Genomic DNA, 26002 nt, shown 5'->3' with positions numbered 1-26002 from the left:
AGCCCTCCCCCCGCGCTGTGCGCGGGGAGAGAGCCGGACCGTCAGGATTTGCTCAAGTCGAAGCGGTCCAAATTCATCACCTTGACCCATGCGGCGACGAAGTCGCGCACGAACTTCTCTTTCGCATCGTCGGAGGCGTAGACCTCTGCGACGGCCCGCAGCTCGGAATTGGAGCCGAAGATCAGATCGACGGCGCTCGCCGTCCATTTGAGCTCGCCGCTCCTGCGGTCGCGGCCTTCGTAGACGCCCTCTGCTTCGGCCGATTTTTTCCATTCCGTCGACATGTCGAGCAGATTGACGAAGAAGTCGTTGCTCAGCGCGCCCGGCCGCGCGGTGAGGAGGCCGAGCCGCGAATTGCCCGCATTGGCGCCGAGCGCCCGCATGCCGCCGACGAGAGCGGTCATTTCAGGGACGGTGAGGTCCAACAGGCTCGCACGTTCGACCAGCGCTTCGGTCGGCGATTTTTCCGCGCCGGACTTCGCTGCGTCTTTGGCGTAATAGTCGCGGAAGCCGTCGGCCTTGGGCTCGAGAACCGAGAAGGATTGGACGTCGGTCTGCGCCTGCGTCGCATCCGTCCGCCCCGGCGAGAAGGGAACTTCGAGGGCGAAGCCCGCCGTTTTCGTCGCATCCTCGATTGCAGCGGAGCCGCCGAGCACAATGAGATCGGCGATCGACACGCGCTTGCCGTCGGCGCGGCCCTTGTCGAAGCCGGCCTTCACCTCCTCCAGCGCCTTCAGGACCTTCGCCAGCTCGGCGGGGTCGTTGACGGCCCAATCCTTCTCCGGCGCGAGGCGAATGCGCGCGCCATTGGCGCCGCCGCGCTTATCCGTGCCGCGGAAGGACGCGGCCGAAGCCCAGGCCGTGCGGACCAGCTCGGCGTCGGAAAGGCCCGCGGCGAGGATTTTCGACTTCAACGCGCCGACGTCGGCCGCCTCGATCGGTTTGTAATCCGCGCGCGGAACCGGGTCCTGCCAGATCAGCTCCTCTTTCGGAACCAGCGCGCCGAGATAGCGCGAGCGCGGTCCCATGTCGCGATGGGTGAGCTTGAACCAGGCCTTGGCGAAGGCCAGCTTGAACGCATTCGGATCGTCATGGAAGCGCCTGGCGATCTTGGCGTATTCGGGATCGAATTTCAGCGCCAGATCGGTGGTGAACATCATCAAGGGATGCGCCTTGCCCGGCTCGTGCGCATCGGGGACGACGTCTTCGGCGTCCTTGGGCTTCCATTGCGTCGCGCCGGCCGGGCTCTTGGTCTTGACCCACTCATGGCCGAAGAGATTGTCCAAATATTGCGTGGTGAAGGAGACCGGATCGACCGACCAGGCGCCTTCCAGCCCGCTGGTGATCGTGTCGGCGCCCTTGCCGGAGCCGCAGCGATTGGCCCAGCCGAGGCCCTGCGCCTCGGTCTTCTCCCCCGCCGGCGCGGGACCGACGCATTTGGCCGGCGATTTCGCGCCATGCGCCTTGCCGAAAGTATGGCCGCCGGCGATCAGCGCGACGGTCTCCTCGTCGTTCATGGCCATGCGGCCGAAGGCTTCTCTGATGTCCTTGGCCGCGGCGAGCGGGTCCGGCACGCCATTCGGCCCCACGGGATTGACATAGATGAGTCCCATTTGCACGGCTCCCAAGGGCTTCTCCAGCGCGCCGCTCTTGTCGCGATTATTGCCCATGAATTTGGACGCGCCCCAATAGACGAGATCGGGCTCCCAATCGTCGCTGCGGCCGCCGCCGAAGCCGAACGTCGCAAAGCCCATCTTCTCCATGGCGACATTGCCGGTCAGCACCATGAGATCTCCCCAGGAGAGCTTCTGGCCGTATTTTTTTTTCACCGGCCACAGCAGACGCCGCGCCTTGTCGAGATTGGCGTTGTCCGGCCAGCTGTTGAGCGGCTCGAAGCGCTGCTGCGCGCCGCCCGCGCCGCCGCGGCCGTCGTGGATGCGGTAGGTTCCCGCGCCGTGCCAGGCCATGCGGATGAAAAAGGGCCCGTAATTGCCGTAGTCCGACGGCCACCAGTCCTGCGAGGTCGTCAGCACGGCCTCTATGTCCTTCTTCACCGCGGCGAGATCGAGCGACCGGAACTCCTTCGCATAGTCGAAATCCCTGCCGAGCGGGTTCGATTCCGCAGCGTTGCGGCGCAGCGGCGAGAGATCGAGCTGGTCGGGCCACCAGAATTGATTGGGATGCGGCGCGCCCTCGGCCGAGGCGGTCATCGTTGCGCCGACGACGATCGCCATCGCCGCGGCCGTCGTCCGCAGAAATCGCCGTAACTCCACGCGGGAGCGTGAAGCTGGGGCGTTCGCCATCCTTTTTTCGGTTGTATTTGGCATTGCTTTCTCCTCGTCAGCGTCTCTGCTGAGCTTGCTATAGGGCGCGAAATCGATTAGGTAAAATTCGATTTTCTTCGTCGTCGATCAGGAAAACTGATGATAACGACCAAGCAGCTCCGCTACTTCGAGGCCCTCGCTCGCACCGAGCATTTCGGCAAAGCGGCCGATCTCTGCGCCGTGACACAGCCGGCGCTCTCCATGCAGATCAAGGAGCTGGAGGCCGAGCTCGGCGCTCAGCTGGTCGAGCGGCGCGGAAAACTGGTCATATTGACGCCCACCGGCATTGAGATCGCCAAGGCCGCCCGACGAATCCTCGCCGATATTTCGGAGCTGGAGACCATGGCGGATCAGAATTTCTGTCCGCTTCGCCTCGGCATCATCCCGACCGTCGCGCCCTATCTTCTGCCGACTTTGTTCGACGCGCTCGGCGGCGGCGCGGGTGCTCTGCGGCCCTTGCATCTTCGCGAGGCGCAGACGGCGACATTGCTGGCCGAGCTGGACGACGGCCTGCTGGACCTCGTCATGCTGGCGACGCCCGTCGATCCGGAGCTCGAGTCCATGCCGCTCTTCGAGGATCGCTTCTATCTCGTCGCTCCTTTGAGCGGATCGCCGGAGGAAGCCGGCTCCGTCAGCGCGGAGACGCTGAAAGTGCAAAGGCTGCTGCTGCTCGAGGACGGCCATTGCCTGCGTGATCAGGCGCTCAGCTATTGCGAGAGCCGCAATGTGCTGAACATCGACACCTTCGGCATGACCAATCTGACGACGTTGGTTCAGATGGTCGCTGCGGGCATGGGCTGCACGCTGCTCCCGGAGATGAGCCTGCCGATCGAGACGGCGCGAGGAAATGTCCGCTTGCTGCGGATCGAGCCGCCAGAGCCGCGCCGAATCATCGGGCTCGTCTGGCGCAAATCTTCGCGCCGCGACGAGGAGTTTCGCGCGCTCGGCCGGATGATCGCGGCGTCGCGAAGCGCGGCGCTCTAGCGTTTCCTGCGTCCAGGCGATTCCGCCTGAACGCAGCGCGATCTAGAGTTAGGTTTCGGCTATGGCGCCCGTCTCATGCAGCGCCTCCTTTTCCAAGAGCGCGCGCTTTCGCTCCACGCCCCAGCGATAGCCCGACAGGGCGCCATCTGAGCGCACGACGCGATGGCAGGGTATGGCGACGGCGACTTTATTGGCGGCGCAGGCCTGGGCGACGGCTCGGGCGGCGGTCGGCGCGCCGACGCGCGCAGCGACTTCGGCATAGCTGACGGTCTTGCCGGCTGGGATCTCGCGAAGCGCGTTCCAAACTCGCTGCTGAAAGGCCGTCCCGCGAACATTGAGCGGAAGCTCAAGCCCGGTCTGTGGCGCTTCGACAAAGCCAATAACCCGCGCCACCAGATCTTCGAAGTCAGCGTCTCCGCCGATAAAATCGGCTTTTGGGAAACGGTCCTGGAGTTCACGCACCAGGTTTTCGGGATCGTCTCCCAAACTTATCGCGCACACGCCCTTAGCGCTGCGCGCGACGAGAATCGCCCCGAGCGAGCACTGACCCACCGCAAAATAGATGGCGACATTTTTTCCGCCGTTTTTGAACGCGCTCGGCGTCATGCCTAGGACGGCGTTGGACTGCTCATAGAAGCGGCTGTTGGAAGAGTAGCCTGCGCCATAGATGGCGTCCGTGATCGAGGCGCCTTCAGCGGCAAGCTCCGATCTCACTTTCTTGACGCGGTGCGCTTCGGCATAGCCCCGGGGGGTGAGCCCGGTGATCGCCTTGAACTGTCGGTGAAAATGATAAGGGCTCATGCCAACGGAGGCGGCAAGCGCGTCGAGCTTCGGCAACTTCACCGAATTCTCGATGAGCCTGCATGCGTCGGCCACGATCTGCGCATTGGCTTGCCCGGGGGAGAGACTGTTGGGATGGCACCGTCGGCAGGCGCGAAAACCCGCAGCCTCGGCTTCAGGAGCGGTCCCAAAGAAAAGGACGTTCTGAGGTTTGGCGCCACGGGATGGGCATGAGGGGCGGCAATAGACGCCGGTCGTCCTGACCGCATAGACGAAATTGCCATCGGCGGAGGCGTCGCGCGCGGCGACGCGCACCCATCGCGGGTCGCGTTCCGTGGGCGTGAGCGCGGCGGACCCGGGGAGGTTCATCACGGTTTCCTTCGATTTTTTCTGTGTCACCCTTCTGATGTTCTATCTTATCCAACTCTCGTGGCGCTCCGGTTCTTGCCTTCAAATCCCGAGCCGATTTGAAGGCAAGAACCGGAGTGCGGCGCCTATCGGCGCAGACTACTCAAGCCGGACTTCCTCAAGCGAGGTCCGCTCATGCTCGATCAGCAACTTACAATTGAACCCGCGATCCTCTACTTCGGCACGACCGTTGTGCTGCTCAGCACACAGAATGAAGATGGCGCCGCAAACCTGGCGCCCATGTCCTCCGCTTGGTGGCTGGGCTGGCGCTGCATGCTCGGTCTCGACGCTTCCTCCAAGACCACGGAAAATCTGGCAAGAACCGGAGAATGCGTTCTGAATTTGCCCTCGACGGATCAAGTGGCAGCGGTGAATCGCCTCGCCTGTTTGACAGGCTCAAACCCGGCGCCGGCGGGCAAGCGAGCGAGAGGGTATCGCCATGAAGCCAGAAAATTCGAGGCGGCCGGGCTGACGCAAATTCCGTCGTTGACCGTTGCGCCGCCGAGGGCGCTGGAATGTCCGATCCAACTCGAGGCTGTCCTGGCCGGGCAATATGGCCTAGGCGAGGACCGCTCCGGGAAAGGCGCGTTCACAGCCTTCGAAGTTCGCATCCAGCGCGTCCATGTCGCCTCGGAGCTTCTCATGGCGGGCCATAAAAATCGCATTGATCCCGACAAATGGCGACCGCTGATCATGAGTTTCCAAAAATTCTACGGTCTTGCCGAGGGTCAGGTTCATGCCTCACGCCTGGGCGACATTCCTGAGGAATTGTACCGCAGCCCCGACGTCGATCGTGCGCGGCTGGCGCTGGGCTGATTCATGACGACGCAGCCAGCGGCTCCCTGCGGCGGCCATCGATTAGGCGCTGACCGCGTCACTTGCTGAAACTGCGCGAGATCGCGCCGTTTTCAGGCGGAATGGCCGCTTTGCCCGAGGGCTGCGCGAGCCGTCCGTTGTGTCCTCGCCCGCCGGCAATATTCCTGGCTAGAAAATTGCTTTGGTCTGCGCGTGAAAGAAGTTTTCGCACAGGCCGAACGGATCAACTTTGGCGCCTTGCCGCCGGAGATCGACGATCTGTTGCAGCAGGGCGTCGCGGCCTATCGACATGACCGCGCGACCGCAGACCGCCTATTCCGGCAGGCGTTGTCGCAAAATCCCAGCGAGCTGGCTCCCTATTACTGTCTGTACAAAATCCACACCTACATGGGCAGTCTGGATGTCGCGGCGGAGGTCGCGACCGCGGGTTTGAAAGAAGCCGTCCGGCAGGCCGCCTGGTCGGAAGATCCCCGTGAATGGCCGGACGGCAATCTGGACAGCGACGGGCCGGGACGCTTCGCTCTCTATACGCTGAAGGCTCTCAGCTTCATTGAGCTGCGGCGGGGAAACCGCGAAACGGCGTTGGAATTTCTGGATATCCTGTCGAAAAAGGACCCCACGGGGAGCGTCGGATGGACGGTCGTAGGGGAACTAGCCAATGGGCTCGTTTGAAAAAGCGCTTTCGGGCTGGAGACTCGACATTTCGAAGCCTGCAGGCAGTCTCGGGTTGCCCTGCGGCCGGGAAGGCAAGTCGCGCAGAAGGGCCGGTTGCGCAGCGCGCTTAAGCGCGACGAGCCGATGCTGCATCGGTTTTGAACGCGCCATTCGCCGCACAGGAGCTAATTCGACGCGCTCCTTTCGCAGCGGCAAAGCGAAAATTCGTTGGCGCCGCGGCGGCGCCATTGGCGGGGGAGGGCGGCCTTGAGTGGTGCGATGAACCCTGATCGACAGGCGGATGGCCTGCCTCAGCTCTCTCTTCCGCGGGCGACCTCGGCCGAGACGGCGCTGTTCGGCATCTATGAAATCTCCAAGATTTTGACGGCCCCGGCGCGGCTCGAGCAAGCGCTCACGAATGTCGTGGGCGTGTTGAGCTCCTTCCTGGAGATGCGCCTCGGCATGATCGTCGTGCTCGATCAGAAGGGCGATCCCGAGATCGTCGCCTCCTCCGGCTGGGCCGATCCGACCCAGCGACGCGCCATAGAGACCTTGCCGAGCAAGGTTCTCGATCGCCTCGTCGCGACCGCCATGCCGATCGTCATTCAAGACGTGTGCAGCGAGCCCTTGTTCGCCGACGCCGTGGACGTCATCACGGAGCGCCTCGGAAGCCGTGTCTCCTTTGTCGGAGTGGCGATCAAGAGCGACTCCCGAGTCATCGGCTCCTTGTCGGTCCATAGGATCCTCGATCAGGAGCGCGGATACAGTTTCGACAATGATCTTCGTTTGCTCGCGATGATCGCCAATCTTGTCGGGCAGACGGTCAAGCTCCATCGGATGTTGTCGATGGACCGCCAGCGCTTGCTGAGCGAGCGGGCAAGCTTAGAAAAGGCGCTCGACGCGCGGCCCTTCGTGACCCCGCGCCGAGCGGCGCCAGAGGTCGCGGGCATCATCGGGGAAAGCGCGGCGATCCACGAGGTGCTCGAGACGATCGCCGCGGTCGCAAAATCCAACTCCACGGTTTTGCTGCGCGGCGAGAGTGGCACAGGCAAGGAGCTGTTCGCGCGGGCGGTGCATGAGCTTTCGCTGCGCAGACCCAAGCCCTTCATCAAGGTGAACTGCGCGGCCTTGCCGGAAAGCGTGCTCGAATCCGAGCTGTTTGGGCATGAACGCGGCGCTTTCACGGGCGCGCTCGCGCAACGGGCTGGACGATTTGAGCTCGCCCATGGCGGGACGCTGCTGCTCGACGAGATCGGCGAAATCTCCAGCGCTTTTCAGGCCAAGCTGCTGCGCGTGCTTCAGGAAGGAGAGTTCGAGCGCGTCGGCGGGACACGCACGCTGAAAGTGGACGTGCGCCTGATTTTCGCAACCAACATCAATCTGGAGGAGGCCGTAGCCAAAGGCGAGTTCCGCGCCGATCTCTATTATCGCATCAGCGTCGTGCCCGTCTTCCTGCCGCCGCTGCGCGAACGCCCTGGCGACGTTGCGCTTTTGGCGCAAAACTTCCTCGAGCAGTTCAACTCCGAGAACAAGCGAAGCCAAGTCTTCTCGACAAGCGCGATTGAGACCCTGCAACGCTGCTATTTTCCCGGCAATGTGCGCGAGCTGGAGAACTGCGTGCGCAGAACCGCGACCCTGGCGCGCGAGGAAAAGATCGTCGACAAGGATTTCGCTTGCGCGTCGGGCAAATGTCTTTCCGCCCTCTTGTGGACGAGCAGCGGCAGTGGAGCCTTTCATGGGCGCCAGAATCCCCCGGCCGATCTGTTGGCGAGGCCGGCGACAGACGAGGTCAAGGGCTCTCCCCCGGAAGCGCTAACGTCGGCCTTGCAAGACGGGGAGTTCGCGGAGGGCAATGGCTTCGCGCCGGCTCGTCGCATGATCGAGAAAGAGCGGCTTATCGAAGGCATGGAGAAGGCCGCCTGGGTCCAGGCAAAGGCCGCGCGACTGCTAGGACTGTCGCTACGCCAAGTGAACTATGCGTTGAAGAAATACAACATTGAGGTCAAGCGCTTCTGAGCCGCGTGTCCGGACTTGGCGACGCCGCGCGAGACGCTGCGGCGCGAGTCAGCGCAGGAGGGCGCTCCCGCCGCTCGCGCCTGTCAGAGAATGGACATCATTGATGGACATTCGTCGGCAATCGTTCGGATTGGACCCGGGTCGGACACCCTCATGGCGTCCGCCCCTTTGGCATGCAAATTGAATGACGGGGCCAGGAGTTGAATTAACCGAGGGAGTCTCCGCCATGGCGTATAAGATCGTCGCTTCGCAATGCACCGTGTGCGGAGCCTGCGAGTTCGAATGTCCGAACGCAGCGATCCGCCTTAAGAACGACATGTACATCATCGATCCGAAGAAATGCACCGAGTGCGAGGGACACTTCGATACGCCTAAGTGCGCGGAGGTCTGCCCGGTGGAAAACACCTGCGTTCCCGTCTAGCTCCGGTCGTAAGATCGCAGGGCTGTTCCGAGGCGACGGTGCGGGCGGCTTTTTGCAGCCGAAAACCCGTGGCGGCGCGAGGGAATGAGAGCTTATCGCCTCGCGCGAAGACGCGGCTCTGATCATTGACGTCGATATCGGTGTGTTGCCTTGTTTCGTCTATGAGGCAAGGCAACGCGCGGATCGCGTTTCGGCGCAGCCGAAAGGATGCAAGATATTTAAGGTTGTTGACCGGAACTTTTGTTTCGCCGCGACGCATAAGACTCGCAAAGCTCACCAAGCCATTGAGAGCGCAGAAAAGGCTCTGAGCGGGGCTCAAGAGCCGACACGGGCGCTTAGCCTCCAACGACGCCCGTGGTGTGTGGCGCGTGTTGAAATCCTTACAGAGCTTCTGGCGCGCAATTGTGTGATCTCGCGACACCGCTTTCGCCCCCACATCAATAAGCGTCTCAAAAAATTGGAAATCATCGCGTCAAAGCAATTGGCACGCTTGTTGCCTGCCTAAGCGGCCGCGGCTCTTGAAGCGGCGACCGGCAGGAGAGTGGGGAACTGGCGATGGACCTTCAAGAAGTTGAGGCGATAGAAGCGCGTGACTCAGTCGGTTCCGCACCGGCGATGGACGGGATCATGCAGCAGATCGCGGAGCACAAGGGCTGCGGGACGTCTGGGGGGAGCGGGAAGGCGAGCTGCGGCTCGAGCGCGGGCTCGGGGGATCTACCCACCGAGATCTGGGAGAAGGTGAAGAACCATCCCTGCTACAGCGAGGAAGCGCATCACCATTATGCGCGCATGCATGTGGCGGTGGCGCCGGCCTGCAACATCCAGTGCAACTACTGCAATCGCAAATATGATTGCGCCAATGAGTCGCGTCCGGGCGTCGTGTCGGAGAAGCTTTCTCCCGAGCAGGCGGCCAAGAAGGTGCTCGCCGTCGCTTCGACGATCCCGCAAATGACCGTGCTGGGCATTGCGGGTCCGGGCGATCCGCTGGCCAATCCGGAGAAAACCTTCAAGACCTTCGAGCTGATCTCGCGCACGGCGCCCGACATCAAGCTGTGCCTGTCGACGAACGGTCTGGCGCTTCCCGACCATGTCGACACGATCGCGGGCTTCAACGTCGATCACGTGACGATCACGATCAATATGGTTGATCCGGAGATCGGCGCGCGGATCTATCCTTGGGTGTTTTGGAAGCACAAGCGCTACACGGGCGTGGAGGCCGCGAAGCTTCTGACGGACCGTCAGCTGCAGGGCCTCGAGATGCTCACGGAGCGGGGCATTTTGTGCAAGGTGAACTCGGTGATGATCCCCGGGGTCAACGACCGGCATCTGATCGAGGTGAACAAAGCGGTGAAGTCGCGGGGCGCGTTCCTGCACAACATCATGCCGCTGATCTCGGCGGCGGAGCATGGGACGGTGTTTGGTCTGACGGGCCAGCGCGGCCCGTCGGCGCAGGAGCTGAAAGCCTTGCAGGACAGCTGCGAAGGCGAGATGAACATGATGCGCCACTGCCGTCAGTGTCGCGCGGACGCGGTGGGTCTTCTGGGCGAGGACCGCAGCGCCGAGTTCACGACGGACAAGATCATGGCGATGGAGGTCGACTATGATCTGGAGGGTCGCAAGGCCTATCAGGAGAAGGTCGAGGAAGAGCGCGTTGCGAAAGTCGCGGCGAAGCAGGAAGAGCTGAAGATCCTCGCGGGCGAGAGCAGCGACATCAAGCTGTTGATTGCGGTTGCGACGAAGGGCTCGGGACTGATCAACGAGCACTTTGGGCACGCCAAGGAGTTCCAGGTGTATGAGCTGTCGACGGCCGGCGCGAAGTTTGTCGGGCATCGGCGCGTGGACCTCTACTGCCAGGGCGGCTATGGCGACGAGGACAGCCTGGAGACGGTGATCCGCGCGATCAACGACTGCCATGCGGTGTTTGTCGCGAAGATCGGCGGATGCCCGAAGAACGATCTGATCAAGGCGGGCATCGAGCCTGTGGATCAATTCGCGCATGAGTTCATCGAGAAGTCGGCGATCGCCTGGTTCAAGGCCTATCTCGACAAGGTGAACGCGGGAGAGATCGTCCATGAGATCCGCGGCGACGCGGAAATCCGTCAGGGCGCCCTCATCAACGCCGCTTAAGCGACGCCTATCCCGCTTGGGCCCGATCAAACATCACAAGGAGAAAGACTGAAATGACCTTGAAGATCATCGCCTCGCAATGCACGAGCTGTTCGGCGTGCGAACCGGAATGTCCCAATGTCGCCATTACGGAAAAGAATGGGACCTTCGTGATCGATCCCAAGAAGTGCACCGAGTGCATCGGCCACTTCGACGCGCCGCAATGCGCCGCGGTCTGCCCAGTTGACGACACTTGCGTGATCGACAACGCCTATCCTCGTTATCAACCCCCGGCGTAAAGAGGCCTACATGAAATTCGCAATCACTCCCGCTGCGCAGAAATTCGTTCGGCGCATGATTCAATTCAGCGTCAATCCCAATGGCGGATTTCGGCTGCGGGTCTCTCCGGGCGGTTGCTCGGGCTTGAGCGCGGAATACGACGTGGAGTTGGAGCCCCGCCAGGGGGATCAGGAGTTCATCGTTGAGGGGCTGAAGTTCTTTCTCCCCGCCGAAAGCCGCTTGCTGCTGGATGGCGTCACGATGGACTTCGCCGACTCTGCGTCCAGCGGCGGACTGGTTTTCCACGACCCCAAGAACACGGGCTCGTGCAAGAGCAGCGCCCCCGTGACGCTCGGAGCGCATGTTCATTAGGACCAAGGTCGTCTCAATGAACGAATTCGGCGAATTGGACGGCGGGCCCGGCGAGAAGGAATTTCTCGCCGGGGCGCTGCTTGGTGAAGGCCTGCCTCCAGAGGCGGAAGAGTATCTTGAACTCGCAAGCCAATCCTATGCGGACTCGGAGACCGCCGAGCGCTATCTGATGCAAGCCCGGCAATGGGCGCCGGACCACGCGGCCGTGCTGATCGGTCTTTACCGCTTTTATTTCTATAAGGGCCGCATACGCGAAGCGCTCGAGATCGCCAATATCTGCCTCGGGAAAGCCGCTCGCGAGAACGCATTGCCGCGAGACTGGCGCAAAGTCGCGCGCGGTGACGCCGTCTTCGACGACTATGAAGAAATTCTCCCTCGCTTCTTCTTGTTCACGCTGAAGGGTTACGCCTATCTGCAAATGCGGCTCGGCGAGATCGACGAAAGTCGCGCCGCGGTCATGAAACTTCTCGAGCTCGACCCTTCGGACAAGATCGGAGCAAAAGTGCTCCTTGGCATCCTTGACCGAATTGGGATCGACGAAGATGCGTGAGATCGAGGAAGCCCGAGATTGGCGTAACGAAGAGGTCGACTGCAGCGCTTGTCCCCACAAGGAGCTCCTCGCCGCGAATCGTTGCGAATTGCGCAAGGCCTGTGTTCAAGACCGTTACGCCCGCCGCATCGATCGGTTCTTTGACTGGAATCCCGAGCTCGCCGACGGGCATATCGCACATCCTCATTTCGAAGTGCGCGCCATCGCCGCGAAATCCGCAAACGCCTTCTTGCTCCCGGCATTGCTGTCCGATCCCGACGAGACCGTGCGCTGGGAAGCCGTGCGCCGCTTGCCGCACCGCTATCGCCTTATGCTTCGCGACGATCCTCACCGCGAAGTGCGGATCCGTGTCGCGACGCTCCTCGATGGAGCGGATCTTATGCCGATGATGAAGGACCAAGATTATTACGTCCGCATCGTCGTCGCCCGCAAGATCGACCCCGCCCTCCTGATCCTCATGATCGAGGACGCCGAGATCGAGGTCCGGCGCATCGTCGCGCAACGCATCGATCCGCAATGGCTCGGCCGCGTAGCCCTCGACGACTGCCCGGATGTCAGGCTGGAGGCGGCCGAACGCATGACGAGCGAACAATTGCTGTCGCTCCGAGATGACGCGGATTGGCGGGTTCGTCACCTTGTGGCGTCTCGGATGTCCGTCGATGAGGTCGAGGCCATGATCGACGATGTGGACCCAATCGTCGCTGAAACCGCACGCCAGCGGACAAAGCGCGAACCGAGGGCTTGACCGCCCGGGCGTGACGCCCGTCGAGCCGCCCGCGCAACAATGTCGCCAACCACGTCAATTTTCAAACATCGCAATGCCCAAGGGGTCGAATCAGTATGTTATTGATTCTACGTTTGAATAATTCCAACCCAGGCTGGCATAGGGCTTGCGTTGATCTTCCTGCAAAACGATCGGAGCCCCAAGCAGCGCTGTCGCGCGAGGGAGGGAAAATTCCCGGTCGAGCGCAGAATTGAGGCCGCGCCCCACGACCGGGAAGGCCTACGGCAGCGCAGCACAGGAGACGAATATGTCACTACGGCAGATCGCGTTTTACGGCAAAGGGGGCATCGGCAAGTCGACGACGTCCCAGAACACATTGGCGGCGCTTGCGGAGCTGGGTCACCGCATCCTGATCGTCGGCTGCGATCCGAAGGCGGATTCGACGCGCCTGATCCTTCACGCCAAGGCGCAGGACACCATCCTGAGCCTCGCGGCTTCGGCGGGCAGCGTCGAGGACCTTGAGATCGAAGAAGTGATGAAGGTCGGCTATCTCGACATCCGCTGCGTCGAGTCGGGCGGTCCGGAGCCGGGCGTCGGCTGCGCCGGCCGCGGCGTCATCACCTCGATCAACTTCCTCGAGGAGAACGGCGCTTACGAGGACATCGACTATGTGTCCTACGACGTGCTCGGCGACGTTGTCTGCGGCGGCTTCGCGATGCCGATCCGCGAGAACAAGGCGCAGGAGATTTACATCGTCATGTCCGGCGAGATGATGGCCATGTATGCGGCCAACAACATCTCCAAGGGCATTCTGAAATACGCCAACTCCGGCGGCGTGCGCCTGGGCGGGCTGGTCTGCAACGAGCGTCAGACGGACAAGGAGCTTGAGCTTGCTGAGGCTCTTGCGAAGAAGCTCGGCACGACGCTGATCTACTTCGTGCCGCGCGACAATATCGTTCAGCACGCCGAGCTGCGCCGCATGACGGTGATCGAATATGCGCCGGACTCGGTGCAGGCGGGTCACTATCGCAATCTCGCGAACAAGGTGCATGCGAACCAGGGCAAGGGCATCATCCCGACCCCGATCACCATGGACGAGCTCGAAGACATGCTCATGGAGCATGGCATCATGAAGGCCGTCGACGAGAGCCAGATCGGCAAGACCGCCTCGGAACTCTCCGCCATCGCGTAAGGCTTCCGACGTCGAGCGGCTCGTGCCGCTCGACGGTTTCTTCCCTCCAGAATCCAAGGAGATAATAATGAGTCTCGCGCCCAGCCAGAGCGTCGCGGAGATCAAAGCCCGCAATAAGGCGCTCATCGAAGAAGTGCTGAAAGTCTACCCGGAAAAGACCGCCAAGCGTCGCGCCAAGCACCTGAACGTGCATGAGGCCGGCAAGCAGGATTGTGGCGTCAAGTCCAACATCAAGTCGATTCCCGGCGTCATGACGATCCGCGGCTGCGCTTACGCCGGCTCGAAGGGCGTCGTGTGGGGCCCGATCAAGGACATGATCCACATCAGCCACGGCCCCGTCGGCTGCGGCCAATATTCCTGGGCGGCGCGCCGCAACTACTACATCGGCACGACGGGCATCGACACCTTCGTCACGATGCAGTTCACTTCGGACTTCCAGGAGAAGGACATCGTCTTCGGCGGCGACAAAAAGCTCGCCAAGATCATGGACGAGATCCAGGAGCTGTTCCCGCTGAACAACGGCATCACGGTGCAGTCCGAGTGCCCGATCGGCCTCATCGGCGACGACATCGAAGCCGTCTCGAAGGCGAAGTCGAAAGAATATGACGGCAAGACGATCGTGCCGGTGCGCTGCGAAGGTTTCCGCGGCGTCTCGCAGTCGCTTGGCCACCATATCGCCAATGACGCGATCCGCGACTGGGTCTTCGACAAGATGGATCCGAATGCGGCGCCGCGCTTCGAGCCCACGCCCTATGACGTCGCCATCATCGGCGACTACAACATCGGCGGCGACGCTTGGTCCTCGCGCATTCTGCTCGAGGAAATGGGCCTGCGCGTGATCGCTCAGTGGTCGGGCGACGGCTCGCTCGCCGAGCTCGAGGCGACGCCGAAGGCGAAGCTCAACGTTCTGCACTGCTACCGCTCGATGAATTACATCTCCCGCCACATGGAAGAGAAGTACGGTATTCCGTGGTGCGAGTACAACTTCTTCGGGCCGAGCAAGATCGCGGAATCGCTGCGCAAGATCGCGAGCTTCTTCGACGACAAGATCAAGGAAGGCGCCGAGCGCGTCATCGCCAAGTATCAGCCGTTGATGGACGCGGTCATCGCCAAATATCGCCCGCGTCTCGAGGGCAAGACGGTCATGCTTTATGTCGGCGGTCTGCGTCCGCGTCACGTGATCGGCGCTTATGAGGACCTCGGCATGGAGGTCGTCGGCACCGGCTACGAGTTCGGCCACAACGACGACTATCAGCGCACCGCTCAGCATTACGTCAAGGACGGCACGATCATCTACGACGACGTCACGGGCTATGAGTTCGAGAAGTTCGTCGAGAAGATCCAGCCCGATCTGGTCGGCTCGGGCATCAAGGAGAAGTACGTCTTCCAGAAGATGGGCGTGCCCTTCCGTCAGATGCACAGCTGGGACTACTCGGGCCCGTATCATGGCTATGACGGCTTCGCGATCTTCGCGCGTGACATGGACATGGCGATCAACTCCCCGGTTTGGAAAATGACCAAGGCGCCTTGGAAGTCCGAGCCTGCGCCGCTCCTGCAGGCCGCGGAATAACGACATCGCCCGGCGCCCTGAAACATGTGGCGCCGGGCCCCCTCTCAACACGGAAAATAAAGGTTTCGACAATGCCCCAGAATGCCGAAAACGTGCTCGACCACTTCGACCTCTTCAGGGGGCCGGAATACCAGCAGATGCTGGCGAACAAGAAGAAGATGTTCGAGAATCCGCGCGACCCCGCTGAGGTCGAGCGCATCCGCGAATGGGCGAAGACGCCGGAATATAAAGAGAAGAACTTCGCCCGCGAGGCGCTCGTGGTCAATCCGGCCAAGGCCTGCCAGCCGCTCGGCGCTGTTTTTGCCGCGATCGGCTTCGAAGAGACGATTCCCTTCGTGCATGGATCGCAAGGCTGCGTCGCCTATTATCGCAGCCATCTGTCGCGTCACTTCAAGGAGCCGACCTCCTGCGTCTCCTCCTCGATGACGGAAGACGCCGCGGTGTTCGGCGGCCTCAACAACATGATCGACGGGCTCGCCAACACCTACAATATGTACAAGCCCAAGATGATCGCGGTCTCCACGACCTGCATGGCCGAAGTCATCGGCGACGACCTCAACGCCTTCATCAAGACGTCGAAAGAAAAGGGCTCGGTTCCCGGAGAATACGACGTTCCCTTCGCGCACACCCCGGCTTTCGTCGGCAGCCATGTGACCGGCTACGACAATGCCCTGAAGGGCGTTCTCGAGCACTTCTGGGACGGCAAAGCCGGCACCGTGGATAAGCTGGAGCGCAAGCCGAACGAGAAGATCAACTTCATCGGCGGTTTCGACGGCTACACAGTCGGCAACACTCGCGAGATCAAGCGCATCTTCAGCCTGATGGGCGTAGAGGCGACGATCCTTGCCGACAACAGCGAGGTCCTCGACACGCCAACCGACGGTGAGTTCCGCATGTATTCGGGCGGCACAACCCTCGAAGAGACGGCCGCCGCGCTCAACGCCAAGGGAACGATCTCGATGCAGGAATATTGCACCGAGAAGACGCTGCCCTTGATCCAGGCGCATGGGCAGGAAGTCGCCGCCTTCAATCATCCGATCGGCGTGGCCGCGACCGACAAGTTCCTGCTCGAGGTCTCGCGGATGACTGGCAAGCCGATCCCGGCCGAGCTCGAGAAGGAGCGTGGACGCCTGGTCGACGCCATGGCCGACTCGAGCGCCCATATCCATGGCAAGAAGTTCGCGATCTATGGCGATCCGGACCTCTGCTTGGGCCTGGCGGGCTTCCTGCTCGAGCTCGGCGCCGAACCGACGCATGTGCTTGCCACGAATGGCAACAAGGCGTGGGCGCAAAAGGTGCAGGCGCTTTTCGACAGCTCGCCCTTCGGCAAGGACTGCCAAGTGTATGCCGGCAAGGATCTGTGGCACATGCGCTCGCTGCTGTTCACGGAGCCGGTCGACTTCCTTATCGGCAACACCTACGGCAAGTATCTTGAGCGCGATACGGGCACGCCGCTCATCCGCATCGGCTTCCCGATCTTCGATCGCCATCATCACCACCGCTATCCGGTGTGGGGCTATCAGGGCGGGATGAACACGCTGGTTTGGGTCCTCGATCGCATCTTCGAATCGATCGACGCCAACACCAACGTTCCGGCGAAGAGCGACTATAGCTTCGATATCATTCGCTGATAAAAAAGGGACCGCTTCCGCCTCGGCGGAAGCGGTCCGGGTCTTGCTTCGCCAGTTGGACGACGATCCCAGAGAGGAGAGGCGCATGGCTTCGGTCTCGGCCACAATACAGGACGTTTTCAACGAGCCCGGTTGCGGCAAAAATGCAAACAAATCCGAGGCAGAGCGCAAGAAGGGCTGCACCAAGCAATTGCAGCCCGGCGGCGCGGCTGGCGGATGCGCCTTCGACGGAGCCAAGATCGCTCTGCAACCGCTGACAGACGTCGCCCATCTCGTTCATGGCCCCATCGCATGCGAGGGGAACTCGTGGGACAATCGCGGCGCCGCCTCTTCCGGCTCCAATCTGTGGCGCACCGGCTTCACGACGGACATTAATGAGACCGACGTCGTGTTCGGCGGAGAGAAGCGGCTCTTCAAATCCATAAGAGAGATCATCGAGAAATACGATCCGCCGGCGGTCTTCGTTTATCAGACCTGCGTGCCCGCGATGATCGGCGACGACATCGACGCCGTGTGCAAGGCCGCGCGCGAAAAATTTGGCAAGCCCGTCATTCCGATCAACTCACCCGGCTTCGTGGGCCCGAAGAATCTCGGCAACAAGCTCGCGGGAGAGGCGCTGCTCCAACATGTGATTGGCACGGAGGAGCCCGACTACACCACTCCTTACGATCTCAACATCATCGGGGAATATAATCTCTCCGGCGAGCTCTGGCAGGTGAAGCCGCTTCTCGACGAGATCGGCATCCGGATTCTCTCCTGCATCTCCGGTGACGGCAAATACCGCGAGGTCGCATATTCGCATCGCGCCAAGGCGGCGATGATGGTGTGCTCCAAGGCGATGATCAACGTCGCCCGCAAGATGGAGGAGCGATACGGCATTCCTTTCTTCGAAGGGTCCTTCTACGGCATCGAGGATACAAGCGACTCCTTGCGCGAAATCGCGCGCATGCTCATCGAGCGCGGCGCGCCGGCGGATCTGATGGAGCGCACTGAAGCCGTTATCGCTCGCGAGGAAGCCAAGGCCTGGGCTGCGATCGCGCGCTTCAAGCCGCGCTTCGAAGGCAAGAAGGTTCTGCTCATCACCGGCGGCGTGAAGTCCTGGTCGGTCGTCGCCGCGCTTCAGGAGGCTGGTCTTGAGCTGGTCGGCACTTCTGTGAAGAAGTCCACGAAGGAAGACAAAGAGCGTATCAAGGAGCTGATGGGCCAGGACGCTCATATGATCGACGACATGACGCCGCGCGAAATGTACAAGATGCTCAAGGATGCGCGCGCAGACATCATGCTTTCGGGCGGCCGCTCGCAATTCATTGCGCTGAAGGCCTCCATGCCCTGGCTCGACATCAACCAGGAACGGCATCACGCCTATATGGGCTATGTGGGCATGGTGAAGCTTGTCGAGGAGATCGACAAGGCGCTTTACAATCCGATCTGGGGCCAGGTCCGCAAGCCCGCGCCTTGGGAAAACCCGGCGGATAATTGGCAGGCGCGTGCGCTTGCCGCTGCAGCGGCGGAAGCCGCGGCGCTCGCGGCGGACCCGGTCAAGGCCGAGGAGGTTCGGCGCGCCAAGAAAATCTGCGACTGCAAGAGCGTGGCCCTTGGCGTGATCGAAGACGCGATTCAGCTCAACGGCGCGACAACCGTCGAGGCCGTGCGAGAATTGACCAACGCCTCTGGAGGCTGCGGGGCCTGCTCGATCCGCATTGAAGAAATTCTTGCGGAGGTGCTTCCCGCCTCGCATGCGATCGCAGCGGAGTAAGCAGCATGGCGACCGTGAGGCTCAGCAAAAAGGCTTGTTCCGTCAATCCGCTTAAAATGAGCCAGCCTATTGGCGGGACCCTCGCCTTCATGGGGCTGCGCGGCGCCATGCCGCTGCTGCATGGCTCGCAAGGCTGCACATCTTTCGGACTGGTGCTCTTCACGCGCCATTTCAAGGAGAGCATCCCGATGCAGACGACCGCTATGAGCGAGGTTGCGACCGTGCTCGGCGGCTATGAGAATGTCGAGCAGGCGATCCTAAATATCAATAAGCGCGCGAAGCCGGAGATTATCGGGATCTGCTCGACGGGCGTGACCGAAACCAAAGGCGACGACGTCGACGGCTACATCAAGCTCATCCGAGAGAAGCACGCCGAAGTCGCCAAACTGCCGATCGTCTATGTTTCCACACCGGACTTCAAGGACGCTTTCCAGGACGGGTGGGGCAAGACGGTCGCTCGCATGGTCGAGGTTCTCGTCGACGCGCCAAAGAGTGCGAGTCGGCGCGACCTGTCGAAAGTCAATGTCCTTCCGGGCTGTCATCTCACGCCGGGCGACCTCGACGAACTGCGCACGATCATCGAAGATTTTGGGCTCGAACCGACCTTCCTGCCGGATATCGGCGGCTCGCTCGATGGACATATCCCCGACGACTTCACCCCGACCACCATCGGCGGCGTAGGGATCGAAGAGATCGCCACGATGGGAAACGCCGGCTGGACGATCGCCGTCGGCGCGCAAATGCGACAGGCCGCAGAGGCCATGACGGCAAAGACCGGCGTGCCGTTTCGGCTCTTCGAACGGCTCTGCGGGCTGGAGCCGAATGACGATCTGATTAGCTTCCTCACCGCGATCAGCGGCCGACCGGCGCCCATGAAATATCGGCGGCAGCGCGGTCAACTTGTCGACGCCATGCTCGACGGTCACTTCCACATTGGCGGCCGCAAGCTCGCGATTGGCGCAGAGCCCGATCTTCTTTACGACGTCGGATCCTTCATGACGGAGATGGGCGCGCAAATTCTCGCTGCGGTCACGACGACGCAATCTCCTGTGCTCGAGCGCGTCGCGACCGAAGAAGTGCTCATCGGGGATCTGGAGGATTTGGAGACGCTCTCGCGCGAGCGCGGTTGCGACCTGCTCTTCACGCATTCGCATGGCCGACAAGGCGCGGAGAGGCTGAAGATTCCCTTCTTCAGAATTGGCATACCCAAGTTCGACCGACTGGGTGGCGGACATCAGCTCACTGTAGGCTATCGGGGCGCGCGCGACCTGATTTTCGAGGTCAGCAACCTGGTGATGGCCGACCACGAAGAGAATCATCAGCCGACGCCGGAAAGCTGGCGCGGCGGTGTCGGCGCCGCGCACGCGCCTACACACTGACAAAAGGATCGGAGGCGTTATGAAAGTCGCATTCGCCACTCAGGACCTCAAGCGCGTCGACGCGCATTTTGGTTGGGCGAAGAATATCGCCATCTACGAGATCGGGCCGGAGGGGCATTCCTTCCTCGAGGCGATCGAATTCGACGGCGATCTCAAGGAAGACGGCAATGAGGACAAGCTCGCGCCGAAGATCGACGCGATCAAGGACTGCGCCATTCTCTACGTGGCGGCGATTGGCGGCTCGGGCGCAGCGCGGGTCGTCGCCAACAACATTCACCCGATGAAGGTGAATCAACCTGAGAACATCGATGACCTTCTCGCCAAACTCGAGGAGGTTCTGCGGGGCGTGCCGCCACCGTGGCTGCGTAAGGCGCTGACCAAGGGAAAAGAGCGAGTCCTGGACTTCGAAGACTAAGGAGAAAACATGTCAACAACAGTCGTGGAAGCCCAAAAGGATTCCGTCAAAGAGCTTCCTTTCATGAAGGAGCTCATCAAGGTCTGGCGCGCTCAGGACACCCATGGCGCCTGGGAGAGCAAGAGCGATCTCGACATTCTCGCTCCCTATGTCGTCGACAAGGAGGCTCGCCGCGCACTGCCGCTTATCGGCGATCCGGATCCGGAGACGATCTGGCGGCTCGAGCTCTTCTTCAACGCTGTCTGCCTCATGATCGAACGGGCCACCGGCGTGATGATCTCGCCGATGCTCAAAATGAGCCACGAGGGCTTCGGCCGCATGGTGCTCATTGGTGGGCGGCTCATCGTCGTGAACAAGCAGCTCCGCGATGTCCATCGATTTGGCTTCGACAGTTTCGAGAAGCTTGCCGCCGAGGGGGATAAATACGTCCAGTCCGGGGTCGAGATGATCGAGAAATTCCCCGCGGTGGCGAACTACTGAGGCAGCCGTATGAGCGAAATCGACACTCTGAAGGCCGAAATCAAGAAGCTTTCGGCGAAGGCCATGCAGGCGAAGATGGATCTGCACGATCTCTCCGAGGAGTTGCCCATCAATTGGAACTCCATTCCGAGCGTGGCGCAAAAAGCGCATGACTCCTTTGCTGCGCTGGAAGCGGCGCGCGCGAAGCTGAAGGAATTGGAGACTGTGTGATGAGCGAATTCAAAACGCGCGACGGCCGCGACTATGTTCCTCAATATCTTACCGATATAGACGCCTCGACCTGCATCGGCTGCGGTCGGTGCTTCAAGGTCTGTCCGCAAGGGGTGATGGCGTTGTATGGCGTCAATGACGAAGGCGAGATCCTCGGCGCCGTCACGGAAGATGACGACGATGACAATGATTTTGACGGCGAGCTGAATCGCAAGATTATGAAGGTCGAGGAAGCCGGGGCCTGCATCGGCTGCAACGCGTGCGCCCGGGTCTGCCCGAAGAATTGTCAAACGCACGTCTCCGCCGACAAAATCGCAGCATAAGATTAGATAATGTGTCCGGAAAAGTGTGAAGCGCTTTTCCGGACACATTATGCTCTATAGTCTTGTGAGCTACTCCTTATCGATCGCGCGGAGCCACACGATCGCGACGCCCTCAAAATGTTGGGAATGGATCACGTCTTTCGCGTTGGGCGATTTCGCCTAAATGCAGCGCGATCGAGAGTGCGGCCCTAGTTTTCGGAAAGACGAGCCGATACGCCAGCCTCGACATAGCCCAGACCGCTTGCGCGCCGGTATTCGCTCGCCGAACGGTCGCCTCTAGCCATTTGAATGGAGCGCAGGCGGCGCTCCGATTTCCTTACTCGATGCCCTGCTCGCGGGCTTTCCACATGGCGGCGATACGGAAACGCTCTGCGATCGCCTTCGGATCCGCGAGCATTTGATCTTGCGCCTCTTTGAGAGCCTTAAAGACAAGGTCGGCTTCCTCGCGCGTGAGTGCGACTCGCCCGACCACATGAGTCGCCTCAGGCATGAGATGCAGAATTTTCCATTTGAGAGGATGCGCACCCACTTCCGCAACTTCGACCCCCTCAAGCACGCCGTCGAGATAGATGCCAAATCCCTTGACTTCCAGCCGACGTCCATCCTGAGTGACCTTTACCAGCGTAGTCATGTAGCCTCGCCTTCTTCCTTAGCTAACCATCCGTAACCGCCCTGATCCCAAAGCTGCGCGAGAACCTGATCGGGCCCCCATTCGGGGCTGCGTGATCTGAGTTCCTCATAATCCGCCCGAAAGCGCTCCGCGTCGGCGTCCTGCAAGTCGGCGCAGGTTCCCTCCGACTTGTTACGAAGCCGGAAGCCCCCATGTCCGGAGGAGAGAGCGAACTCGTCTCCATCCTCGAGCAGCGTGAATGTTTGATCGTCTTCGGCCATGGCGGTCGCTCGTCTTCTCAAGCGGCCGCGGCCGGCGCGTCTTCGAGGCGCTCCCACTCGGCCCAGGCGCCATCATAGACGGGGACTTCTGTCCGACCGATAAGATAGAGGGCCAGTGCGTTCATGCATGAGGTAATGCCCGATGCGCAGGTGGTCACGATCGGCTTGTCGAGATCGACTCCCTCGGCCTGGAAGCGCGCCGCAAGCGCTTCCGGGTCGAGAAATATCCCTTTCTCCGGATGTAGGAGATCTGCCCAGGGCACGTTGACGGCGTTGGGAATGTGACCGACCTTTTTGAACGGAAAGACGTCTGGTTGGCTTCCGTCGAATTTACCGGGTCCGCGCGCATCGACAACCTGTTCGGAACCTGACGCAAGATTGGTCTTCATCTGCTCATAGGTGCGAACGAGCTCCGGTCGGAATGTTGCGGTGAATGTCTTTGGCTCCGGACGAACCGGCGACATTTCGGTGGGCAGCTTCTCGCCGGTCCATTTGCCAAAACCACCGTCGAGCATGGCGACATTGTCGCATCCGAAGACGCGAAACATCCACCAGGCGCGCGCCGCCGCGGAACCGCCAAAGAGTCGATCATAGACGATGACGCGATCGCTATCGCTCACGCCGAGCAGTCCGAGCTTCTTGGCGAAATCGGCGGCGTTCGGCAGCATGTGAGGCAGATCGGATGTTGTGTCGGCGATGTGATCGATGTCGAAATGCACCGAACCTGGCAGGTGACGGCCGCGATATTGGTTGCGGCCGTCGAGGTTGGTGCTTGGATGATGCCAGGTGCAGTCGAGGATGCGAATGTCGCCCTCGCCGAGATGCGCGGAAAGCCACTCCGTGCTCACAAGCGCGCTGGGAACTCGTTCAGTCATGGATGAGAGGCTCCATCTTCAGGATCATCGTGTCGACGTTTCCGAAGCAAACGGCGCGTCGCGATCGACTCACGCGGCGGGCAGCGGATAGCCGGCGCGCGGGTGGGTGCCGTAATAGTCGGGGCGTTCCGGCCAATCGCCTTGCTTGAAGCGCAACTTCACGATGCGCACGGGGGCGCCGTGAGAGACGGAAACCTCGGTGAATTTGACCTCGCGATCGCCAGGACCGGCGGAAAAATCGGCGACGGTCGCGCCGTCGGCCTTGCGCGCGCGCAAGAAACCCGGCGTGCCGACGGTCGCGCCGACAACAGGATTGGCTTCGAAATTCGGACTCTCATACTCGCCCTCCGCGGGCCCGAAGGCGGGGGTGGCGAAGGTGAAGGTCGCGAGCACTCCGCTGCGATCCACGGGGAGGTCCGCAGTCAAGGGACGAGCCACGGAATAAACGGTCAGGGTGCCGCCGCTTAGAAGCTCCTTAATCTCATCGAGGGAGCAACTCGCGAATTCAGAGGCAAGATTCATTTGCTTCTCCTTGCGTTGATCTTCCACCGTCGTTCATCAAAATTCGTGCCATACATTTCGAAATTCGTATGGCGATCGCGGACTGTCGTTGCACGCAAATTGCTTTTTAAGCTGACACCAATTCACCCGATCATCGAGGAGCAGCCAACAACATGCTGGACGTGGCGATCGTCGGAGGCGGCATCAGCGGGCTTGCGCTCGCGAGACGATTGAATCAGCGCGGCGCAAGCTTCGAGATCTTCGAAGCCCGCGATCGCATTGGCGGACGAATCTACAGCACGCCAGGACGTGCAGGCGGCGCGCTCGATCTCGGCGCCGGCTGGTTTTGGCCGGAAACACAACCGCTCATGTCCGCGCTCGTCAAGGAGCTCGAGCTTGCGAGCTATCCTCAGCACGACGAAGGAGCCGTGCTGCACCTGCGCGAAGCCGATAAGAAGGCCGAGAGCATCGACGATCAACGACTGTACGACGGCGCGCGTCGTCTGCATGGCGGCATGTCGACTCTTGTCGACACGGTGGCGCGCCGCCTTCCTTCGGGCGTGGTGAAGCTGCAGCGTCGCCTCACGCGTCTTTGCGATCGTGGGGACTATGTCGAGCTCACCTTCGATGTCGATGGCGCGTCAACCACCGTCTCCGCCAAACAGGTCGTAATGGCGATGCCGCCGCGCCTGGTGCGCGAGACGGTCAAATTCGAGCCAGCGCTCGACGAGCCAACGGATCAAGCTCTTCAAGGAGCCGAAACCTGGATGGCGGCGCAGGCCAAGGCCGCCTTCGAGATCGCCGCGCCGTTCTGGCGCGCGCGGGGACTATCGGGCTCCGCCTATGTGACGCATGAGCAGGCGATCCTCGGCGAAATCTTTGACGCCTGCGATCTCTCTATGGGGCTCGTGGCGATTGGCGGCTTCCTGGCGCTTGGTCCTGCCCTACGTGAGAGCTTCAACGTAGGTTTGCCTATTTTAATGGCAAGCCAGCTCGGCGCAGTATTCGGTGCCGATGTGGAGTGTCTTGCGACGCATTACAAGGATTGGGCTCAAGAGCCTCTGACCTGCAGCATGGCCGATCGCGAGGGCGAGCCCTCGGATCATGCGGCGGACGTCGCCAATCCGATGCTCCGACGCGCGCTTTGGGACAAAAAGCTCTACTTCGCTGGATCGGAGACCGCAGCACGCAACGCTGGCTACATGGAGGGAGCGCTGGACGCGGCGCGTCGAGTCGATCGTGCGCTGGCGGCCCTTGCCTTGCGGCAGACCTTGCCGGAGGAGGCAGGGGACCCGTCTGCAGAAGGGCTTCCGCCCAATGAGGCGAGCCTGGTGCGATTCGGCCGCTGGGTCGATCTCCAGTCCGACGCCGTCTTCGAGGATTACCGTCGCCGTCTCAATCGCGCGCTTGCGTCGCAAGAGCGCGACGGTCTGACTCAGCTTGCGATTCTCGGCGCGATGGAGCAAATATTCCAGCAGGCGCTCGAAGTTTTGGCGAAGCTGCCCTTCGATCTTGCGGCAGTCGCCGTGGAGCGCGGCAAGGTCGAGCTCATGCCGCTCGTTCAGAAGCCGTTTGGCGATCTAATGCAGACAATCATGGATGATGTCGTCGCCTTCAATCAGACGTCCTGCGCGCTCTCCAACTTTCCCGCCGAGCATCGTCCCTCGGGGGAGTATAAGACGGCGATCATGCAGGACATTGCAGCGGCGTGGCGAGAATTCTCGCTCTCGGCGAATCGGCTGCTGCTGCAAAAGAAGGCCGAACAGCAAGCGCAGGAGAAGACTACATGATGGACACGGAGGCCTCTGGCGAAACCGGTTTTGAATCTGACCCGATCCCTTATGTCATCTGCTCCTTGAACGACATCCCGAGCAAGAGAGCCCGGGGATTCAAGCTGCTCGTTCTCGACGAGAATGGAGAAGAGAAGCCCTTGTCGATCCTCATCGTGCGATGGGGCAAGCAGGTGTTCGGCTATCTGAATCGATGTCCGCATGACGGCGTCAATCTCGATTGGGAACGAAATCAGTTTTTCGATCCCAACGGCCTTCGGCTGATGTGCGGGAAGCACGGCGCCGCCTTTGAAATCGGCACGGGAAATTGCGTCGACGGCCCCTGCCTAGGGGACAGTCTCACGCCTGTGGCGGTGACGGTGATCGACAATGACATTTGCATCGTCGGCGTCACGCTCGCGGAAGACGAAGACGAGGACGCCGAGGAAGAGGGCGCTTAAAAATTTCGAGCGGAGAGGCTCCTGTGGCGCCCCTCCGCTCTCATGTTTTCTGGGTGTCGGCGGCTCTCGCCAAAAAGACTGAGAGCATGGACAGACCTGCGATCAGAAATGAGCC

Annotated in this window: 27 protein-coding genes; 21 read left to right on the top strand and 6 right to left on the bottom strand. The window is 61.3% G+C overall.

The window, feature by feature from the left end:
- Nucleotides 1–41: 41 nt before the first annotated feature.
- Nucleotides 42–2234 carry a catalase/peroxidase HPI gene (gene katG, locus QMG80_RS01150; protein ID WP_199769069.1) on the bottom strand — a complete coding sequence of 731 codons (2193 nt, stop codon included), beginning with the start codon at nucleotides 2232–2234 and terminating at the stop codon, nucleotides 42–44.
- Between the two features lie 189 nt (nucleotides 2235–2423).
- Between katG and QMG80_RS01145 the strand changes: the two genes are divergently transcribed.
- A complete protein-coding gene (locus QMG80_RS01145; protein ID WP_085771149.1) occupies nucleotides 2424–3308 on the top strand; it encodes a hydrogen peroxide-inducible genes activator in 885 nt (294 codons plus the stop codon).
- A gap of 48 nt (nucleotides 3309–3356) precedes the next feature.
- On the opposite strand, the gene ada is transcribed toward QMG80_RS01145, so the two are convergent.
- Nucleotides 3357–4457, bottom strand: coding sequence for a bifunctional DNA-binding transcriptional regulator/O6-methylguanine-DNA methyltransferase Ada (gene ada / locus QMG80_RS01140; RefSeq protein ID WP_085771148.1), 1101 nt, complete (start codon nucleotides 4455–4457; stop codon nucleotides 3357–3359).
- Nucleotides 4458–4631: 174 nt separating this feature from the next.
- Here ada and QMG80_RS01135 point away from each other — a divergent pair, with 174 nt between their 5' ends.
- The 18 genes from QMG80_RS01135 (at nucleotide 4632) to fdxB (ending at nucleotide 21390) form a co-directional block, all read left to right on the top strand.
- Nucleotides 4632–5312 carry a flavin reductase family protein gene (locus QMG80_RS01135; RefSeq protein ID WP_085771147.1) on the top strand — a complete coding sequence of 227 codons (681 nt, stop codon included), beginning with the start codon at nucleotides 4632–4634 and terminating at the stop codon, nucleotides 5310–5312.
- 186 nt (nucleotides 5313–5498) lie between these two features.
- Nucleotides 5499–5984 carry a tetratricopeptide repeat protein gene (locus QMG80_RS01130; RefSeq protein ID WP_085771146.1) on the top strand — a complete coding sequence of 162 codons (486 nt, stop codon included), beginning with the start codon at nucleotides 5499–5501 and terminating at the stop codon, nucleotides 5982–5984.
- Nucleotides 5985–6245: 261 nt separating this feature from the next.
- Nucleotides 6246–7982: a nif-specific transcriptional activator NifA gene (gene nifA, locus QMG80_RS01125; protein WP_085771144.1), complete on the top strand. Its 1737-nt coding sequence runs from the start codon at nucleotides 6246–6248 to the stop codon at nucleotides 7980–7982.
- Between the two features lie 226 nt (nucleotides 7983–8208).
- The gene (locus QMG80_RS01120) at nucleotides 8209–8403 is read left to right on the top strand and encodes a 4Fe-4S binding protein (protein WP_085773595.1); all 195 of its coding nucleotides are present in this window, start codon (nucleotides 8209–8211) and stop codon (nucleotides 8401–8403) included.
- Between the two features lie 615 nt (nucleotides 8404–9018).
- Nucleotides 9019–10530 carry a nitrogenase cofactor biosynthesis protein NifB gene (gene nifB, locus QMG80_RS01115; RefSeq protein ID WP_085773594.1) on the top strand — a complete coding sequence of 504 codons (1512 nt, stop codon included), beginning with the start codon at nucleotides 9019–9021 and terminating at the stop codon, nucleotides 10528–10530.
- A 53-nt stretch (nucleotides 10531–10583) separates the two neighbouring features.
- Entirely contained in the window at nucleotides 10584–10808 is a 225-nt protein-coding gene (locus QMG80_RS01110; RefSeq protein WP_085771143.1) for a 4Fe-4S binding protein, read from the top strand.
- 10 nt (nucleotides 10809–10818) lie between these two features.
- A complete protein-coding gene (locus QMG80_RS01105; RefSeq protein ID WP_085771142.1) occupies nucleotides 10819–11160 on the top strand; it encodes a HesB/IscA family protein in 342 nt (113 codons plus the stop codon).
- A gap of 16 nt (nucleotides 11161–11176) precedes the next feature.
- Complete coding sequence (locus tag QMG80_RS01100; RefSeq protein ID WP_085771141.1) at nucleotides 11177–11710, top strand: hypothetical protein; 534 nt, start codon at nucleotides 11177–11179, stop codon at nucleotides 11708–11710.
- Nucleotides 11703–12455 carry a 4Fe4S-binding leucine-rich repeat protein gene (locus tag QMG80_RS01095; protein ID WP_085771140.1) on the top strand — a complete coding sequence of 251 codons (753 nt, stop codon included), beginning with the start codon at nucleotides 11703–11705 and terminating at the stop codon, nucleotides 12453–12455. The genes QMG80_RS01100 and QMG80_RS01095 overlap by 8 nt, the downstream gene beginning before the upstream one ends.
- 286 nt (nucleotides 12456–12741) lie before the next feature.
- The gene (nifH, locus tag QMG80_RS01090) at nucleotides 12742–13626 is read left to right on the top strand and encodes a nitrogenase iron protein (RefSeq protein ID WP_085771099.1); all 885 of its coding nucleotides are present in this window, start codon (nucleotides 12742–12744) and stop codon (nucleotides 13624–13626) included.
- A 67-nt stretch (nucleotides 13627–13693) separates the two neighbouring features.
- Nucleotides 13694–15196 carry a nitrogenase molybdenum-iron protein alpha chain gene (nifD, locus tag QMG80_RS01085; RefSeq protein WP_085771139.1) on the top strand — a complete coding sequence of 501 codons (1503 nt, stop codon included), beginning with the start codon at nucleotides 13694–13696 and terminating at the stop codon, nucleotides 15194–15196.
- A 71-nt stretch (nucleotides 15197–15267) separates the two neighbouring features.
- Nucleotides 15268–16827: a nitrogenase molybdenum-iron protein subunit beta gene (gene nifK / locus QMG80_RS01080; RefSeq protein WP_085771138.1), complete on the top strand. Its 1560-nt coding sequence runs from the start codon at nucleotides 15268–15270 to the stop codon at nucleotides 16825–16827.
- 85 nt (nucleotides 16828–16912) lie between these two features.
- Nucleotides 16913–18583: a nitrogenase iron-molybdenum cofactor biosynthesis protein NifE gene (gene nifE, locus QMG80_RS01075; protein WP_085771137.1), complete on the top strand. Its 1671-nt coding sequence runs from the start codon at nucleotides 16913–16915 to the stop codon at nucleotides 18581–18583.
- 5 nt (nucleotides 18584–18588) lie between these two features.
- Nucleotides 18589–19962, top strand: coding sequence for a nitrogenase iron-molybdenum cofactor biosynthesis protein NifN (gene nifN, locus QMG80_RS01070; RefSeq protein ID WP_085771136.1), 1374 nt, complete (start codon nucleotides 18589–18591; stop codon nucleotides 19960–19962).
- A gap of 19 nt (nucleotides 19963–19981) precedes the next feature.
- Nucleotides 19982–20377: a nitrogen fixation protein NifX gene (gene nifX, locus QMG80_RS01065; protein ID WP_085771135.1), complete on the top strand. Its 396-nt coding sequence runs from the start codon at nucleotides 19982–19984 to the stop codon at nucleotides 20375–20377.
- Nucleotides 20378–20386: 9 nt separating this feature from the next.
- Complete coding sequence (locus QMG80_RS01060; protein WP_085771134.1) at nucleotides 20387–20857, top strand: NifX-associated nitrogen fixation protein; 471 nt, start codon at nucleotides 20387–20389, stop codon at nucleotides 20855–20857.
- A 9-nt stretch (nucleotides 20858–20866) separates the two neighbouring features.
- The gene (locus tag QMG80_RS01055) at nucleotides 20867–21067 is read left to right on the top strand and encodes a CCE_0567 family metalloprotein (RefSeq protein ID WP_085771133.1); all 201 of its coding nucleotides are present in this window, start codon (nucleotides 20867–20869) and stop codon (nucleotides 21065–21067) included.
- Nucleotides 21067–21390: a ferredoxin III, nif-specific gene (fdxB, locus tag QMG80_RS01050; protein WP_085771132.1), complete on the top strand. Its 324-nt coding sequence runs from the start codon at nucleotides 21067–21069 to the stop codon at nucleotides 21388–21390. Before QMG80_RS01055 ends, fdxB begins: the two co-directional genes overlap by 1 nt.
- A 316-nt stretch (nucleotides 21391–21706) precedes the next feature.
- Here the strand turns inward: fdxB and QMG80_RS01045 are convergent, their stop codons facing one another.
- From QMG80_RS01045 to QMG80_RS01030, 4 genes are all read right to left on the bottom strand, one after another.
- On the bottom strand, nucleotides 21707–22021 hold the full coding sequence (locus QMG80_RS01045) for a hypothetical protein (RefSeq protein WP_085771131.1): 315 nt from the start codon (nucleotides 22019–22021) through the stop codon (nucleotides 21707–21709).
- Nucleotides 22018–22281 (bottom strand): hypothetical protein, encoded by a 264-nt coding sequence (locus QMG80_RS01040; RefSeq protein WP_085771130.1) that lies wholly within the window; start codon nucleotides 22279–22281, stop codon nucleotides 22018–22020. Before QMG80_RS01040 ends, QMG80_RS01045 begins: the two co-directional genes overlap by 4 nt.
- A gap of 17 nt (nucleotides 22282–22298) precedes the next feature.
- Nucleotides 22299–23156 carry a sulfurtransferase gene (locus QMG80_RS01035; protein WP_085771129.1) on the bottom strand — a complete coding sequence of 286 codons (858 nt, stop codon included), beginning with the start codon at nucleotides 23154–23156 and terminating at the stop codon, nucleotides 22299–22301.
- A 69-nt stretch (nucleotides 23157–23225) separates the two neighbouring features.
- The gene (locus tag QMG80_RS01030) at nucleotides 23226–23678 is read right to left on the bottom strand and encodes a hypothetical protein (RefSeq protein ID WP_085771128.1); all 453 of its coding nucleotides are present in this window, start codon (nucleotides 23676–23678) and stop codon (nucleotides 23226–23228) included.
- A 152-nt stretch (nucleotides 23679–23830) separates the two neighbouring features.
- On the opposite strand from QMG80_RS01030, the gene QMG80_RS01025 reads away from it, so the two are divergent.
- Both QMG80_RS01025 and QMG80_RS01020 read left to right on the top strand, forming a co-directional pair.
- Nucleotides 23831–25447 carry a flavin monoamine oxidase family protein gene (locus QMG80_RS01025; RefSeq protein WP_085771127.1) on the top strand — a complete coding sequence of 539 codons (1617 nt, stop codon included), beginning with the start codon at nucleotides 23831–23833 and terminating at the stop codon, nucleotides 25445–25447.
- Complete coding sequence (locus tag QMG80_RS01020) at nucleotides 25447–25887, top strand: Rieske (2Fe-2S) protein (RefSeq protein ID WP_085771126.1); 441 nt, start codon at nucleotides 25447–25449, stop codon at nucleotides 25885–25887. The genes QMG80_RS01025 and QMG80_RS01020 overlap by 1 nt, the downstream gene beginning before the upstream one ends.
- Nucleotides 25888–26002 lie beyond the last annotated feature (115 nt).

Source organism: Methylocystis bryophila (genome assembly GCF_027925445.1).
Classification (GTDB): domain Bacteria; phylum Pseudomonadota; class Alphaproteobacteria; order Rhizobiales; family Beijerinckiaceae; genus Methylocystis; species Methylocystis bryophila.
Note: the sequence above shows the minus strand (reverse complement) of the source record. Positions and strands in the feature narration are given on the sequence as shown.